The organism is Lacihabitans soyangensis, assembly GCF_024343775.1.
GTDB lineage: Bacteria > Bacteroidota > Bacteroidia > Cytophagales > Spirosomataceae > Leadbetterella > Leadbetterella soyangensis.
This window is the reverse complement of record NZ_RJUF01000015.1, coordinates 72,104-86,590: the sequence shown is the minus strand read 5'-3', so window position 1 is coordinate 86,590 and position 14,487 is coordinate 72,104. Positions and strand designations below refer to the sequence as shown.

Sequence of the window (14,487 nt, the reverse complement as noted above, 5' to 3'; positions counted from 1 at the left end):
GATTTCATCCCGATAAATATTAGGACACAAAAATAGAGTTTTAACTTTTAATTTTGTGTCATTATGAGTAAGCATCGTCAAAGCTGGAGTCAGCAACAGAAATTACAGATAATTTCCTTTTACAAAGAAAAAGGTATTGGAGCAGCGTCTGCTGAATTTGGAGTATCCTCTACAACTATTTACAACTGGGAAAAGATTTTAGATCAGACAGGAGAGTCAGGTTTAGAATCAATTAAGAAGTCAGACAAGGATTTAGCAATCAAGCGATTAGAGCGTGAGATTCGAGAGCTTCGCAATATAGTTGCCGACAATGCTTTGGAGCTGAGAATAAAAGATGAGCTTTTAAAAAAAAGTCAATTGAAAAAGAGTTAAAAATGGAAGTCGCTATTGAATTTATTAGCCAGGGATTTCCAATTAGAAACGTCTTGAGCCATTGTGGATTATCGAAGAGTTCATTTTATTATAAACCCTCAGATGGCAAAGCTGGAAGAAAACCTTATGCGACTATATATGATTCTAAAGGTAGAGAAGTGACAGAATCAGCAATTGTTGGACGTATTAAGTTATTGTTCGCCAAGCCTTTTGTTGACTATGGAGCTTATAAAACGTTTCGTCATTTAGTGGACAAAGAAAAATATAGAATAAGCAAACACTATGTTTATAAATTAATGAAAATCAACAATTTACTTAGAGGAAGCAATCCGATTTCGAGTAAAAAATCAAATCGAAACCGAGTAAAAGATTTGATTCCCAAAGTGGAGACAGAGTTTAGTTTTTTTGAATTTGACATTAAATATGTCTGGGTAAGTGGCCAACGTAAAAGTATGCAAGTATTAACGATCTTAGATATATTCAGTAGATTTAATATTGGCCATTACATGGCTTACAATATAAAAAAAGAAGATGTAATAAAGCTATTTGAAAAGGTCATTGCTGAGTTTGGATTGCCTAAAAATTTTATAGTAAGAAACGATAACGGTAGTCAATTTATAGCAAGTGTGGTGCAAGATTTTCTAAAAAACAATGGCATTACACAGGAATTTACAAAACCAGGTACACCGCAACAAAATGCTCATATTGAATCTTATCATTCAATTATGGAAAGAACTGTCTGTCAGAGGTTTGAGTTTGAAAATATAAAAATAGCAAAAAGAACAATAGACGAATTCAGAGAATTCTATAACTTTGAAAGAATTCATGGAGGTATTGGTTTTATCAGTCCTTATGAATATTTACTTCAAAAAGGAGTTGACTTAAAATCAACCCCGTTTATGAAGTCTGCTAGAGGGGGGAAATCAAACTTAGTCAATTATAAAAAAGTGTCCTAATATTTACTGGATAACCCACCCTTTCGAATTCATTTTTATTTAGTTTGCTTTTGTCTAGAAAAACTTATCTGTTAAAATCCCATTTGAATTGTTTCCAGATTTCCAAAACTGCCTTTTTTTATTACATTTGTTAGAATATGCACCGTAAATATAATTGTAGTTCTAGGTGAGTTTTTAAATACAAACATGAAACAATTGAAGCAAAAGAATTGGTCAGAAAAAAGAAATTTTGACATTTTATCAGATGGCTTAAAGGTTGAAATTAATACCAATGAATCTTTTAATGAAGAGAAAATATCATTCGATGATATTGGTTTTGACGAAATAGTAATAAAACATACACCTTCCATCATTCTAGTTGGTTTTTATATTTCTGTATTATTAAACATCTTTTTGGCAATCATAATATATTCATACAACTTTCCTTTGAAAGACGCTTTCTTTTTAAAACCAATTCTAATACTATTCTTTTCAATTGCCTTTTTTTGGGGATACAAAATTTTTAAATTTGAAAAAACAAAAACGATTAGGGGAAATTTCGATATCACATTTTGGTATTTTTCGAAGAATAAAAAAGAAGTTGATGTCTTTATTGCTAAACTCAAGGATGAAAGAATGAAATATTACAGGGATATATTTTTAGAATTGGACGAATTCGAACCACCAGATATTTTAATTCAAAGACTGAATTGGTTAAAATCTCAAGAATATATTTCAAAGCAAGAACTCAAGGAATACCTTACAGTTATTAATAACCGAAAACTAATGAAGGGAATGTAAGTTTGATATTATGTTATAAATATATCCAATTTTAACCAAATCAGTCGAAGAAATGGAATTCTTTTACCAAACCTAAATTAGGCCATGGTAGTACTTCTGATTCTAGTAAATACAGGCATACTGTTTCTATTCAGTTTTTAATTACATTTTATACCATTTTCCTAACAAAATGTTAACACCACGATTTGAGTAGAAATATGTGCAACGTACTCGTTAGCTCTTACATCTATTCTGAAACTTAAACTTTTAGACAAAATGAAACGAATACTTGCAGGAGCTTTGTTGGTTTTGATTCTTTCGGTGAGCTTATCGGGTTGTTTTTATGGTGGTGGGCATTATTATCGCTATGGCTACGTTCCGCCAAGGCCTTATTATGGTTATAGTTACAGCTATCGCCGACCGCACTACAGTTATAAGTACAATTACCACCACAACAGAAACCGAAGCTATAACCGCAACCACAATTATTCTCACTCGGACAGACGTGGTTCTCGCTACGACAACTACAGTCGAGGGGGCAGAAACCGAAGGTGATAGTTTTGATAAATAAAACACAAAAAAAAGCAGAGACACTTCTCTGCTTTTTCGTTGTATTGTACCCCTAAAAAAAATCCCTATTATTTGATGTCAGCGTTTAGCACAAACTCTGTTTTCCAGTTGCTTTTGTGATTTCCTACGAATTTCTCGTAAGCTTCGCTTCTGATAAATTTAGCAATATCTTCTTCAGTTTTGAAGGTCAGATAGTGCATCACGTCGAAGTCTGGCTTTTGGTCGCCATTGGCTACTGTGTAACCCGCAGTGTAATCTACGATTTCTTTGGTTGTTTTTTTCAAATCTAAGAAATCACCGATGTGTTTGTCTACTTGTTCTTTAGGTGTGTTTTCGTTGAATTTGTAACAAATCACCATTTGCTTTTGAACTTTAGCTGGTCCAAATGCTACACTCCATATAAACATTGTACCCAAGAATGTACCGAAAAATGCGGCTGGTACCAAATACTTTATTAATCTCTTGTTCATCTCTGTTCCGAATTTTATTTTGTTAACGATACAAAGATAACAAATATTTTACCAAAATGTTGCATTATTTTTATACAAAAAATAACGATTATAAGAGTACTGGTATTTGCACAGAATATAATTTTGTTTTATGGCTTTTGGTCGAAATATTTTTTGCTCGATATTTACCTTGATTTTTTCTATTTTTTAGTAGCAAGGGTTGAATTCTGATGGGAAAATTCTAAAAAATGCTTTTTTTAGAAAATGAAGGTTTAAGTTTTTAGAATTATGGCTAGAAAAAGTCATTTTTTGGGATTTTTAAGTTTGAATTTTGAGGTTTATATTTTCCAAATATAATTTTGAAAAAAAATATGCAAAATATTGTTAATCAGGGACTAAATTTTGGTTTTTGAAACTTTGGCACAAAAAAAAGCAGATGTTGCCACCTGCTTTTTTAAGAGGTTGATGCTTCTTAGTTCAAAAAACCATTCATAACTTGTTTCAGTTGAGAAAGTTGTAGCACCCCCGACTGACGCCATTTTTGTTGCCCATCTTTAAAAACCATCATTGTCGGTACTCCCGAAATGTTGTATTTTCTTTGCAAAGCGGGGTTTTTATCGATGTCTATCTTTATGATTCTAATTTTATCTCCCATTTCGCCAGCTAACTGCTTTAGAATTGGAGCTAAGGCTTTACATGGGCCACACCATTCAGCAGAAAAATCTATCAACACAGGTTTTTCTGATTTTATCAATTCATCAAAACTTCCAGTCATATTTATATTTATTTAATTATATCTCTTTTCTCTGGATCATAGCTGACCATAATCATCAACCATATTGAACGCGACATGCGGTAAATCCACCTAACAAGTGTAAATGTGATCAAGAGATAAACCAAAATGTAATATCGCCAGTCGTATTTATCCTCGAAAAACATGTAATATCCAACGGTGGCGGTTACGAAAAGGGCGATATTGAGAATGTAAGAAATGTACATGGCACCATAAAAGAAGCCCACCTCTTTCTCATACTTTAGACCGCAATTGGTACAGTTGGTTTTCATGCTGAAAATGCCTTTCAGTGAAAATAAATTGCTACGGTCGTATAATTCACCTTCGCCGCACCTTGGACATTTCATTTTTACCGCCGAACCTATTTTACCCATTTGTCTATCTTAAATTTGAACAAAATTACCTATTTCCTTTCAGAATACGGTAGAATTCTCTAATTAATATATGAACATATATTCATATTAAAAAATTCATTTCAATTAAAACTTTTTGGTGTTGCGTTTGGTAGTATATTTATACAAACACTTGGACATGCAAGACAAATTAGAAAGAATCATAGAGGCCAGAATGAAATTGAAGGCCAGGTTTGAGGAGAAGATCAAACTTTCTCCATCTATTTCTGACGATAAACCAATGGGCAAAGGGCCGATAAATCGCCACGGAATGCCGCAAACACCCGTAGGGCAAACTTTGACGGAGAAATGGCCAGTTTTGGATTTGGGCTATCACCCTACAGTAGAGCTAAAAAATTGGCGACTAAAGATTGACGGTGCTGTGGAGAATCCCGTAACCTTGACTTGGGATGATTTTATGGCTACGCCTCAAACAGATGACGTAAGTGATTTTCATTGCGTAACCACTTGGTCAAAGCTTGATATGCCTTGGCGGGGAGTAAGTCTGCTGGATTTGGCGGCACTTGTGATGCCAAAATCAACTGCTACGCATGTAATGTGTTATGGATATGATACTTACACTACCAATTTGTCTATTGAAGAGGCCTTGAAGTCTGACGTATTGCTCGTGCATACGGTTTATGGAGAGCCACTTGCCAAAGAACATGGCGGACCGGTGCGTATGATTACCCCACAGCTTTACGCTTGGAAAGGCTCTAAATGGATAAAAAGAATTGAGTTTCTGGAGAAAAATCAAAAAGGTTTCTGGGAGGAGAGAGGTTACTCTAATACGGCTTATCCTTGGAGGAATGATCGGTATTCTTGAGAGAATTTGGGTATTACTTAAGTAATAATCGCTTTTTTTAACACTGAGTTTCACTGTGTTTTTTTGACTCACGTTGCGTTTTGGAGTTTCACTGAGTTTTTCACTTTGCTTATGCTCCTTGCGTCTTCCCGCCTTTGCGGTTTAAAACTATGCCTTCTATCCTTCTATGTGTTTATAAATAGCACAAAGTAACACGGTATTTTCTTTTACTCACTTTGCTATTTGAGTTTCACGGAGTTTTTCGCTTTGCTCATTCTCTTGCGTCTTTGAGTTTAAATTCATGTGATCTATCCTTCTATGTGTTAAAAAATTAATGGTTTCACAGAGTTTTTCACTTTGCTTATTTTCCTTGCGTTTTCCCGCTTTTGCGGTTAAAATCCTATGCTTTCTATCCTTCTATGTGTTTAAAAATTAACCCGAGTTCTGTTTTAAATTAATGACCATGGAATTTCACCAATTCATCTATAGGTTTTTCAATGATTTTGGAGATTTTAAGTCCATGCTCGGAGCATACTTTCTCGAGAATTCCTGAATAATAAAAAGCAACCGAACCGACGAAACCGAGTGGCATTTCGGTAAGGTTGGGATATTTGAGCAAGTATTTTTTCAAAAACGCCTCAAATGAACTGGCGATTAAGGCTTGACAGTAAGGCTCGTGGTCGTTTTCATACAAAAAGTAGGAATAGCTCGCAAAATACTTGTTTGGTTTATCTTCTTTGTAGGCTTTGTTTAAGACTTCAGTACGCTCAATAATTCCGTATTTTTCCTCAAATGTTGAACGTATGTTTTCTGGCATTTCTTTGTGTAAATAATCCAAAATCAGAAGTTTGCCAAGATTTCCACCAGAGCCTTCGTCACCCAACCAAAAGCCTAGGGGAGGGATTTGGAAGGCTATTTTCTGGCCATTCCAATGGCAGGAGTTAGAGCCTGTTCCTAAAATACACGCAAGGCCGCTTGTATCTCCAAAAAGTGCATGTGCGGCTGCTATTACGTCGGAATACGTAAGAATGTCGGTATTGTAGCCCAGTGCTTGAAGAATGCCCTCTTTAACAATGGCAGATTTTGAATCATCGGTTATGCCGGTGCCATAGAAATGAATTTCGTCAATTTTTATGTCTTGCAGTTGGGCAAAATGAGGTTGAAGTTCTTGAAATATCTGTTCAGAACTTACAAAATAGGGGTTTAGTCCGATGGTTTCGAAACTATGTTGGGAGGAGTTTAGTAGTCTCCAGTCTGTTTTTGTAGAACCGCTTTCTGCTATTAATATCATCTGTTTCTAGTGTTTTTCTTTGTATCTTTGTGGTTATTTTAGTGAAATCGAATACGAATAATGTCTGAATATCAATTGTATACTTTGCCAAATGGCATTCGAATTGCCCATAAGCAGGTTTCAAATACAAAAATTGTCCACTGCGGAATAATGCTAGACATTGGTAGTCGTGACGAAAAACCTCACCAAGCCGGCCTTGCACACTTTTGGGAACACATGGCCTTCAAAGGTACAAAAAAACGTAAAGCTTACCATATAATCAATAGCTTGGAGGCAGTAGGAGGGGAGTTGAATGCCTACACTACGAAGGAAAAAATCTGTTTTTACGCTTCTATTTTGGATCATCATTTTGAAAAGGCAATAGACCTTTTGACGGATATTACATTCAATAGTGTTTTTCCTGAAAAGCAATTGGAGGTAGAAAGAGGGGTGATTTTGGAAGAAATGGCCATGTATTTGGATTCTCCAGAAGATGCCATTCAAGACGAGTTTGATGCGGTGGTGTTTCCCAATCATCAGTTGGGCGTGAATATATTGGGTACCACAGAGAGTGTGAAGGGTTTTTCAAGGGAAGATTTTCAAACCTTTATTGACGAAAATCTAGATACCGAAAAAATCATTGTATCGGTAGTCGGAAATCTTGATTTTAAGAAGGTGGTAAAAGTGGCAGAGAAGTTTTTGAGCGAAATACCAGTCAAAAGAACCACTAGAGTGAGGACTTCGCCGACCGAATATTTTGCAAAAGACGAAGTGATCGAAAAGAACAACAATCAGGCTCATGTGGCTATAGGAAGGCCTTCTTTTGAACTCAATCACCCGAGTAGATTGCCGTTTTTTGCGTTGGTGAATTTGCTTGGTGGACCAGGAATGAATAGCAGATTTAATCTGAGTTTAAGAGAAAAACATGGTTTGGTGTATCAGATAGAGGCAGGATATACTTCGTATTATGACACGGGAATGTTTGCGATTTTCTTTGGAACTGACCCTCAGAATTTGAACAAATCGTTGAAACTGATAGACAAAGAATTATTTAATCTCAAGAATAAATCCTTGGGACAGATACAGTTAAAAACGCTGAAAGAACAGCTCAAAGGTCAATTGGCTATGTCTGAAGAAAGTAAGCAAGGCTATATGTTGATGATGGCCAAGAGTTTGCTTGACTTAGATAAAGTAGAGCCTATTACGAAGATTTTTGATGATATTGACAAAATAACCAATCCTGTTTTGTTGGATCTGGCCAATGAAATGTTTGACGAAAAGCAGCTTTCGAAGTTGATATTTAAATAAAAAAAGACGACCAAAAATGGCCGCCTTCGTGGTTTTTACTTTTGGGTTCTTTAGATTTTTATCCTATGTAGAGGTTTTTCTTCGCAAGAACTGGACTGACAAATTTAAAAGTACCAAACTCAGTTTCGGTCCGGTTGATTTTTACAAACTTTTTGGTTTTTAATCCTTTTTTTAAAGGTTGATGGGAATAGCTGGCTATTGGAAAGGCTAACAAAATTAAGAAAGCGAACAAAAAGGTTTTCATAGATTCTCTCGATTTGTAGTTTAGACAGTAAACGAGCAATAAGTCACAAAATTTTCCGGAAATTTTTCAAAAAAACTCCGACAGTGTCGGAGCCTTTTCGACGTTACATTATACTTTCCTGGTATGGTTAGGCATGTACTACTTTGTCATGGATTGTATCCAATTGGCAGCTGAGGCCGTTCTACAATAGATACTTATATCTCCATAAGAGCTATCTTTGTGACCTGCTCTTACGTCATCTACACCACCGTGAAGTAGTCCGCAAACTTTCCAAACTCCGTTTATTTTCATAAAAATAGGGCCACCGCTGTCACCTTGTACGGTTCCACCCTCCATTTCCAATGCCTCTGCAGCACTGTTTCCTGTACCCAATACTCTCTCTTGTTCGTTGGCGATGTTATCTCCCAAAGTATTGAATTTGCCATCAGGGGCATCAAAATCGAAGGCCAACAAACCTCCGTTGTAGGTTGTTCCGGCTATGCTAGTTGTGAGACCATTGACAATTCTGTCCAAGACGTTTACCATGGCATGTTTTTTAGAATAATCGTCACGGTTTTGACCAGCCTGCTGCGAATAGTCTCCAAAACCGCACGACCATGTGTAGGCTTTGTCTTTTTCGCCGTTTAGGTCGAAATTGACCACTGCTGGAGTAACATCAGTTATAGGCGTGGCTAGTTTTACCAATGCCAAATCTGTTCCCTTTTCAAAGCCGCCATCGGAGCTTGTCCAATGCGGATGCACAATGATTTGTGATACTTTTAAGGTTTTTGATGGTCTATTTGGATCATTTCCGACGAGAATAGAAACATCCGATAGTCTGGGCAGATTTTTGGTTTCTTCGGGCAAAATAAAATTATGTGCAGCCGTAAGAATCCACTGCGAACTAATGAGCACTCCTGATCCAATGCCCACGTTGTCGCCGTCAGCTACATGGATAGCAACCACCGACCTGAAGTCTGGAAATTCGTCGGTATTATAAGGAGCTGCATTGCTCGCAATGACCTCGTAGTCGCTTAATTTTTTGTCGTTTCTGATACCAAAAGTCTGGGGTGAACTGCTGACTTTTCCCAGGGCTGTTGGGGCATAAACTCCGGTACCAGTACTTTGACTAGGGTTGGCTGGGTTGCTGCTATTGTCGGTTTCTGGATCAGTGGGGTCGATGTTTTCAATACTACAAGAGTAAAGAAGGACGGACAATAAAAGGGTTTGAAATGATATTTTTATTTTTTGTGAAATCATTATTTTTGAGAAATTTCAATTATAATTTTATTCTAACTTTTTTTGGTATCGGTAAAGTGCATTCTCCGTTTATTTCATCATGAAAAATATATTGGGGTATGTGATTTTCATCTTTTTGTACATCAAGTTTTTCATTCAGGTACTTCAAACAGTAAAAGCCATCTCGCTTCTTTAAGGCAGGACAATTCATTCTCTTATGAGTTTAGTTTTATCGGTTTTCAATATTAAGATAACTTGTAATTTTTTAGGAGCAATGGTTGGTTAAAACTCCTTAAAATTAAACGAATAAAATGACCCGGTGATTCGATTGAGATAGAAAATGAGACTTTAAATTTACATCTCATCCCCCAAACTCCTAATCCTAAACCGTTTATTTGCAGCCTGAACGTGATTTTCTTTGAAGGTAATCTCGGCCGTTTTTACAATTTCGGGAAAAGAAGCGGAGATATCATGCTCTTCTCTAATGTCTTTTGATAGGTCATAAAGTTGAGTTTTCACAATGCCTTTATGCAGCTCTGTTCTTATTGCTTTCCATTTACCCATTCTTATGGCTTGCTGTCCGCCAGTTTCTGGAAATTCCCAGTAGAGGTAATCGTGCTTTTTTTGCTTTTTCTGAGTTAAAGTTGGGAGGTAACTGATTCCATCGTTTTCTGGTGTTTTTATTTGTAGTAAATCACCAATAGTGCTCATAAAGTCATAAAACGAACTGATATGGTTACTTTCAAATCCTTTTTTGATAGTTTTTGGCCAAGTTGCTATCATGGGCACTCTTATACCACCTTCATAAACAAATCCTTTTCCTCTGCCATGTTGTTCTTGAAACGGCCCAGCTGAATTAAAGAACTCAGGCTTGGCTCCCCCAGCATAGGAAGGTCCGTTGTCGCTGGTAAAAATGATGAGTGTATTTTCGTATTGGCCTTTTTGTTTTAGGGTTTTTACAATGTCTCCCACTTGTTCGTCTAGGTACGATATCATGGCCGCATAAGTGGCCTTCGGTGTACGATTAGGGTAGTAAATATTGCTTTTCCCACCTGTGTAAGGTTCTTCTGGACCAATTTTTTGTTGATAATATTTCACCCATTTTGCAGGAGCTTGCAGTGGAACATGGGGTAGTGGTGAAGCATAAAACATGAAGAATGGCTCATCTTTTTGCTGTTTTTCAAGGTATCTGATGGCTTCTCTGTGCATAACTTCTGGGGCATAATCAGTCAGCTCAAAAGAGGCATAACTTTTGGGATCATTAGGATCAAGCGACTTGTCTAAACTTTGGTGTAGGTCTAAGAATTTGTTTTTCAGAGGGTATTTCTCCTCATTTCGCCATAGGTGAGTAGGGAAGAGGGTGTGGGCTTGGCGTTGACAATTGTATCCAAAGAAATAATCGAAGCCTTGTTTGTTGGGCGTACTTTCACTAAATGGAGCACCGAGTCCCCATTTGCCAAAAAGTGACGTTTTGTAACCTGCATTTTTAAGGATTTCTGCCACGGTGATGATGCTGTCGGGCATAGGTCTTTGTCCCTCTAAGCTCGGATTTTCGTCCATCGCTTTCAGCGACCACACATCTCCACGCTCATTCCACTCATCGTTTCCTCTGATGTTGGCGTGCCCTAAATGTTTGCCAGTCAACAATACACACCTAGATGGGGCACAAACGGGGGCACCCGCATAATGTTGGGTAAACTTCATGCCATCCTTAGCCAGAGCATCGATATTGGGAGTTTCTATGATTTTTTGTCCATAAATACCCAATTCTCCATACCCTAGGTCATCGGCCAATATATAAATAATGTTGGGTCTTTGATTTTCCTTTTGACAAAAAGAAAATAAGCAAAATGACAAAATTACAACGGCTAAAATTCTCATATTTGGATGGTTGATCACCCAAAATTAGAAGAATTTTCCGGAAATGAAAGTTTAATCTATCTCCACCACCACGCCTTCACTCATCGGGTGCGACACGCAGGTAAGAATATAACCCTGAGCTATTTCTTTCTCAGTAAGGCCTTCTTCTTCGTCCATTTTTACTTTGCCATCTGTGCATTTTCCGAGACAAGCTGTACACATACCTGCCTGACATGAATACGGAAGATCTATGTCTTGCTCAAGAGCGGCTTCGAGAATGGTCTGGTGCGGTTCTACTACAAACTCATGGGTGTCTCCGTCGTAAATTACCTTAACGGTTTGTTTCTTTATTTCATCAATATTTACGGTGTCTTCTTCTTGCATAGGAGCGTTGAAACGCTCAAAATGCACCTGATCTTTCGGAACGTCGTAAAGTTCAAATATTTTCTTTATGCCGTCCATCATTTCTTCTGGCCCGCACATATAAAAATGGTCCTTCTTGAAGTCTGCACAAGCGTCTTTTAACCAAAGCGTGGCATTGGCTTGGTTTATTCTACCCCTTTCACCTACCCAAATTCCTTGAGGTTGACTGAGGATATGTTGTACAGAGAAGCGGCCTTTGTATTGATTTTCAAGTATTTCTAACTCTTTTTTGAAAATAATACTCTCCTCAGTTCTATTGCCGTAAAGCAGTTTCACCTTGGTATTTGCTTCGGCTTTCAGTGCAGTTTTGGCTATCGAAATCAATGGTGTTATGCCGCTTCCTGCACCAAAGAGAAATATGTTTCCTTGCGAGTTTTCGTCGGCCTCAAAGAAAAAATTACCCATCGGTTCTATCACTTCCAAGAAATCTCCTGTGCGTACATTGTCATTCAAGTAGTTCGAAACAATGCCGTTTGGTACTCTTTTGACAGTCACTGCCACTGCTGTGTCTGCCGCTGGTGAGCTTGACATAGAGTAGCTACGTTTAACTTTTTTGCCGTCTTGAGTAGGTACAGCTATAGTTATAAATTGACCTGCTTTGTATTTTATTTGTTCACTTATGGGATGCCAAAAAGAAATAGTAATAGTGTCTGCTGTTTCTTGGATTACTTCTTTTACTTGTAAAAAGTAGGTTTTCATTCGATGGTATTTTTTGAAAAATAATTTGGTTTATTAACTTCGTTTTACTGAAGTTTGTTCAATAGCTCTTCCATTCTCTGGCTTTTATCAAAACCAAAAAACAGTTCCTTTTGGGTAAAGTCTTCGTCTTCTTCATCCATTTCGTGCCATTTCCAATCTTCGCAGGTGGCATCCAATAAATCTAAAAGAGTCAATATTTTTGTTTCGTTTCTTTCTTTTTCAAGGAATTTATCCGAGTTGTTGAAGTAAACGGCTAGCTTTTCGTCTTCAATCCAACTGAGGTCATTCAGCAGCTCATCCAAAGAGTCGAGATTAAAGCCGAAATAATCTGGAAAGTGCATGGCTTTTGCCAATACTTCGTAAAATTCTCGAAGAGTAGTTATTTCGTTGGCATCTATTTCTATGATGGCAAACTCAACCGGAATCTGGTCTTTATCTATGATATCTAGGTTTTTCATTTTATTTTTTTGAAAGATTGGTAATGGTCATTCGTGAAATAGGCACTTTCATCATCACCAGTTACAAGTCGCTCTTTTCCTCTATTTTTCCCTTCTATTTTAGGGTTTACATCCCATTCTCGGTAATTAATTCTTTTGTTATTCTTGTCTATTTTTGGCAAAAGCTGTTCCAGATTCTTAAATTTCCTTCCACCTACATAACCTTCGGGAGCTTCCCCGTTTTCTTCAATATACTTGAGCACTTTCAAGACTTTGGCAGGAACTTCGCCTTTGTTTATATCTGAATATTCCTCGGTCGTACTTTCTTCTGTTTTGGTGTTGACACTTTCCTTACTTTCCAAAAAATCTTCGTTACGGTCGCTCTCAGCTTTGTCTATATAAATATTCTCAGTGGTTTCAGTTTTCGCTAAGTTTCGTTCTTGCGAGTTTTTGCCCCAAAAATACCCCGTGCCCAGGCCACCTAAGAACAATAATATGGCTACAATGAGTTTATTCATTCAGAATTTTCTTTTTGTGCAAAAATATGGCTCTAAAAAGTATTTATCGTTAAAAAGGATAACAATTTGAAGTACTTTTGTAAAAAAAGCTCAGAAATGGTCGTATTGATTACCGGAGTGACCGGATTGGTGGGTTCAGCAGTGGCAAAATTGTTTTTGTCGCCCGAATTTACCGTAAAAGCTTTAGTTAGAAACCCCGCTTCTCACGCATTTGTGAAGTCTATTTCGGATAAAATCGAGATTGTGGAAGGAGATATTTTGGATGTTTTGTCTTTGGAAAATGCCTTGCAAGGGGTTGATTATGTGATACATGCCGCGGCTATGGTTTCTTTTTCGCCCAAAGAGCGTGACAATATGTACAAAGTAAATATTGAGGGTACTGCGAACGTAGCCAACGCCTGTTTGGCCGCCAAAGTCAGAAAGCTTTGTTTCGTAAGTTCCGTTGCGGCTTTGGGTCGTCCTGCACAAAGTTTATTTCATGAGGGTGAGGAGGTACATATCAATGAAAACCAAAAATGGGAGAGTTCGGATACCAATTCCCACTACGCCATTACTAAGTACATGGCCGAATGCGAAGTTTGGCGTGCTCAGGCTGAAGGGCTTTCCACGGTTATCGTTAACCCTTCCATTATTTTGGGAGAAAGCGATTGGACAAAAAGCAGCACTCAGCTTTTTAAATACGTTTTTGATGAAAAACCATTTTATACACAAGGTTTTATAAATTATGTCGACGTACTAGATTTATCAACCACCATCAAGACTTTACTACTCTCTGAAATAGAAAACGAACGTTTTTGTGTTTCTGCTGGTTTGATAAGCTACAAAGAGTTTTTTGAAAAAATCGCTCATAATTTTGGAAAGAAAAGCCCGAGTTTTGAGGTGAAGCCGTGGATGATGGACTATATCTGGAGGTTTGAGGCAGTGAAATCTTGGCTTACTGGCAAGGCACCTTTGATTACCAAAGAAACAGCCAAAACATCACGCTTGCACGTTTCATACGACAGCACGAAGCTAATAAAAGCCACGGGTTTGACATTTAATTCTCTAGATAAAACGCTAGAAAGAGTTTGTACCAATCTTGTTTCAAAATTGTGAGGGAATTCATTTATCTTAATTTACAAGGCAATTTAGTGAATTAATACAATTGGTTCCTTTAAATCACAAAAATGGCCGTTTGTAAAATTTGATTTAGTTCAAGTTCACATGGGTTTGGAAAGTTAAAAATCAAATTTTTCAAGAGGACTTATTTTTGTGAAAGTTTTTTTGGTTACTTTTTTTTGAACGGTGCGACGACTCGCAAAAAGTAACTCCCCGCCGGAAGGGCGACGAAAGAATTTAGAGATTTTCATATTTTAAGAATTGTAAATCTGATTTGACGAGGTTTTAAATTTGGAATTTCTAAACCGTTTTGTAT

The 14,487-nt window shown here is 37.2% G+C and carries 17 protein-coding genes; 7 read left to right on the top strand and 10 right to left on the bottom strand.

The annotated features are described in order from the left end of the window. Positions 1-63: 63 nt before the first annotated feature. The 4 genes from EGI31_RS07645 (at position 64) to EGI31_RS07630 (ending at position 2,642) form a co-directional block, all read left to right on the top strand. A complete protein-coding gene (locus EGI31_RS07645; RefSeq protein ID WP_255035463.1) occupies positions 64-372 on the top strand; it encodes a helix-turn-helix domain-containing protein in 309 nt (102 codons plus the stop codon). A gap of 2 nt (positions 373-374) precedes the next feature. After that, positions 375-1,328, top strand: coding sequence for a DDE-type integrase/transposase/recombinase (locus tag EGI31_RS07640; protein ID WP_255036611.1), 954 nt, complete (start codon positions 375-377; stop codon positions 1,326-1,328). Between the two features lie 186 nt (positions 1,329-1,514). Beyond that, entirely contained in the window at positions 1,515-2,108 is a 594-nt protein-coding gene (locus EGI31_RS07635) for a hypothetical protein (protein ID WP_255036610.1), read from the top strand. A gap of 255 nt (positions 2,109-2,363) precedes the next feature. Continuing rightward, the gene (locus EGI31_RS07630) at positions 2,364-2,642 is read left to right on the top strand and encodes a hypothetical protein (RefSeq protein ID WP_255036609.1); all 279 of its coding nucleotides are present in this window, start codon (positions 2,364-2,366) and stop codon (positions 2,640-2,642) included. An 83-nt stretch (positions 2,643-2,725) separates the two neighbouring features. On the opposite strand, the gene EGI31_RS07625 is transcribed toward EGI31_RS07630, so the two are convergent. From EGI31_RS07625 to EGI31_RS07615, 3 genes are all read right to left on the bottom strand, one after another. Further along, complete coding sequence (locus tag EGI31_RS07625) at positions 2,726-3,127, bottom strand: Dabb family protein (protein WP_255036608.1); 402 nt, start codon at positions 3,125-3,127, stop codon at positions 2,726-2,728. A 451-nt stretch (positions 3,128-3,578) separates the two neighbouring features. After that, complete coding sequence (gene trxA, locus EGI31_RS07620; protein ID WP_255036607.1) at positions 3,579-3,881, bottom strand: thioredoxin; 303 nt, start codon at positions 3,879-3,881, stop codon at positions 3,579-3,581. Between the two features lie 8 nt (positions 3,882-3,889). Next, positions 3,890-4,273, bottom strand: a complete 384-nt coding sequence (locus EGI31_RS07615) for a DUF983 domain-containing protein (protein WP_255036606.1) — start codon at positions 4,271-4,273, stop codon at positions 3,890-3,892. A gap of 157 nt (positions 4,274-4,430) precedes the next feature. Here EGI31_RS07615 and EGI31_RS07610 point away from each other — a divergent pair, with 157 nt between their 5' ends. After that, positions 4,431-5,117, top strand: a complete 687-nt coding sequence (locus EGI31_RS07610) for a sulfite oxidase-like oxidoreductase (protein WP_374760677.1) — start codon at positions 4,431-4,433, stop codon at positions 5,115-5,117. Between the two features lie 433 nt (positions 5,118-5,550). Here the strand turns inward: EGI31_RS07610 and EGI31_RS07605 are convergent, their stop codons facing one another. Further along, positions 5,551-6,387, bottom strand: coding sequence for an N-acetylglucosamine kinase (locus EGI31_RS07605; protein ID WP_255036605.1), 837 nt, complete (start codon positions 6,385-6,387; stop codon positions 5,551-5,553). A 60-nt stretch (positions 6,388-6,447) separates the two neighbouring features. Between EGI31_RS07605 and EGI31_RS07600 the strand changes: the two genes are divergently transcribed. Beyond that, positions 6,448-7,674 (top strand): M16 family metallopeptidase, encoded by a 1,227-nt coding sequence (locus tag EGI31_RS07600; RefSeq protein ID WP_255036604.1) that lies wholly within the window; start codon positions 6,448-6,450, stop codon positions 7,672-7,674. Positions 7,675-8,056: 382 nt separating this feature from the next. On the opposite strand, the gene EGI31_RS07595 is transcribed toward EGI31_RS07600, so the two are convergent. The 5 genes from EGI31_RS07595 to EGI31_RS07575 all read right to left on the bottom strand — a co-directional run bounded on the left by EGI31_RS07595 (position 8,057) and on the right by EGI31_RS07575 (position 13,073). After that, positions 8,057-9,157 carry a S1 family peptidase gene (locus tag EGI31_RS07595; RefSeq protein ID WP_255036603.1) on the bottom strand — a complete coding sequence of 367 codons (1,101 nt, stop codon included), beginning with the start codon at positions 9,155-9,157 and terminating at the stop codon, positions 8,057-8,059. A gap of 333 nt (positions 9,158-9,490) precedes the next feature. Continuing rightward, positions 9,491-11,017, bottom strand: a complete 1,527-nt coding sequence (locus EGI31_RS07590; RefSeq protein ID WP_255036602.1) for an arylsulfatase — start codon at positions 11,015-11,017, stop codon at positions 9,491-9,493. A gap of 51 nt (positions 11,018-11,068) precedes the next feature. Further along, positions 11,069-12,118 (bottom strand): ferredoxin--NADP reductase, encoded by a 1,050-nt coding sequence (locus tag EGI31_RS07585; RefSeq protein ID WP_255036601.1) that lies wholly within the window; start codon positions 12,116-12,118, stop codon positions 11,069-11,071. 44 nt (positions 12,119-12,162) lie between these two features. Beyond that, positions 12,163-12,576, bottom strand: a complete 414-nt coding sequence (locus tag EGI31_RS07580) for a barstar family protein (protein ID WP_255036600.1) — start codon at positions 12,574-12,576, stop codon at positions 12,163-12,165. Continuing rightward, positions 12,573-13,073, bottom strand: a complete 501-nt coding sequence (locus EGI31_RS07575) for a guanyl-specific ribonuclease (RefSeq protein WP_255036599.1) — start codon at positions 13,071-13,073, stop codon at positions 12,573-12,575. Before EGI31_RS07575 ends, EGI31_RS07580 begins: the two co-directional genes overlap by 4 nt. 96 nt (positions 13,074-13,169) lie before the next feature. Between EGI31_RS07575 and EGI31_RS07570 the strand changes: the two genes are divergently transcribed. After that, the gene (locus tag EGI31_RS07570) at positions 13,170-14,168 is read left to right on the top strand and encodes an NAD-dependent epimerase/dehydratase family protein (protein WP_255036598.1); all 999 of its coding nucleotides are present in this window, start codon (positions 13,170-13,172) and stop codon (positions 14,166-14,168) included. Positions 14,169-14,290: 122 nt separating this feature from the next. On the opposite strand, the gene EGI31_RS07565 is transcribed toward EGI31_RS07570, so the two are convergent. After that, the gene (locus EGI31_RS07565; RefSeq protein ID WP_255036597.1) at positions 14,291-14,422 is read right to left on the bottom strand and encodes a hypothetical protein; all 132 of its coding nucleotides are present in this window, start codon (positions 14,420-14,422) and stop codon (positions 14,291-14,293) included. Positions 14,423-14,487 lie beyond the last annotated feature (65 nt).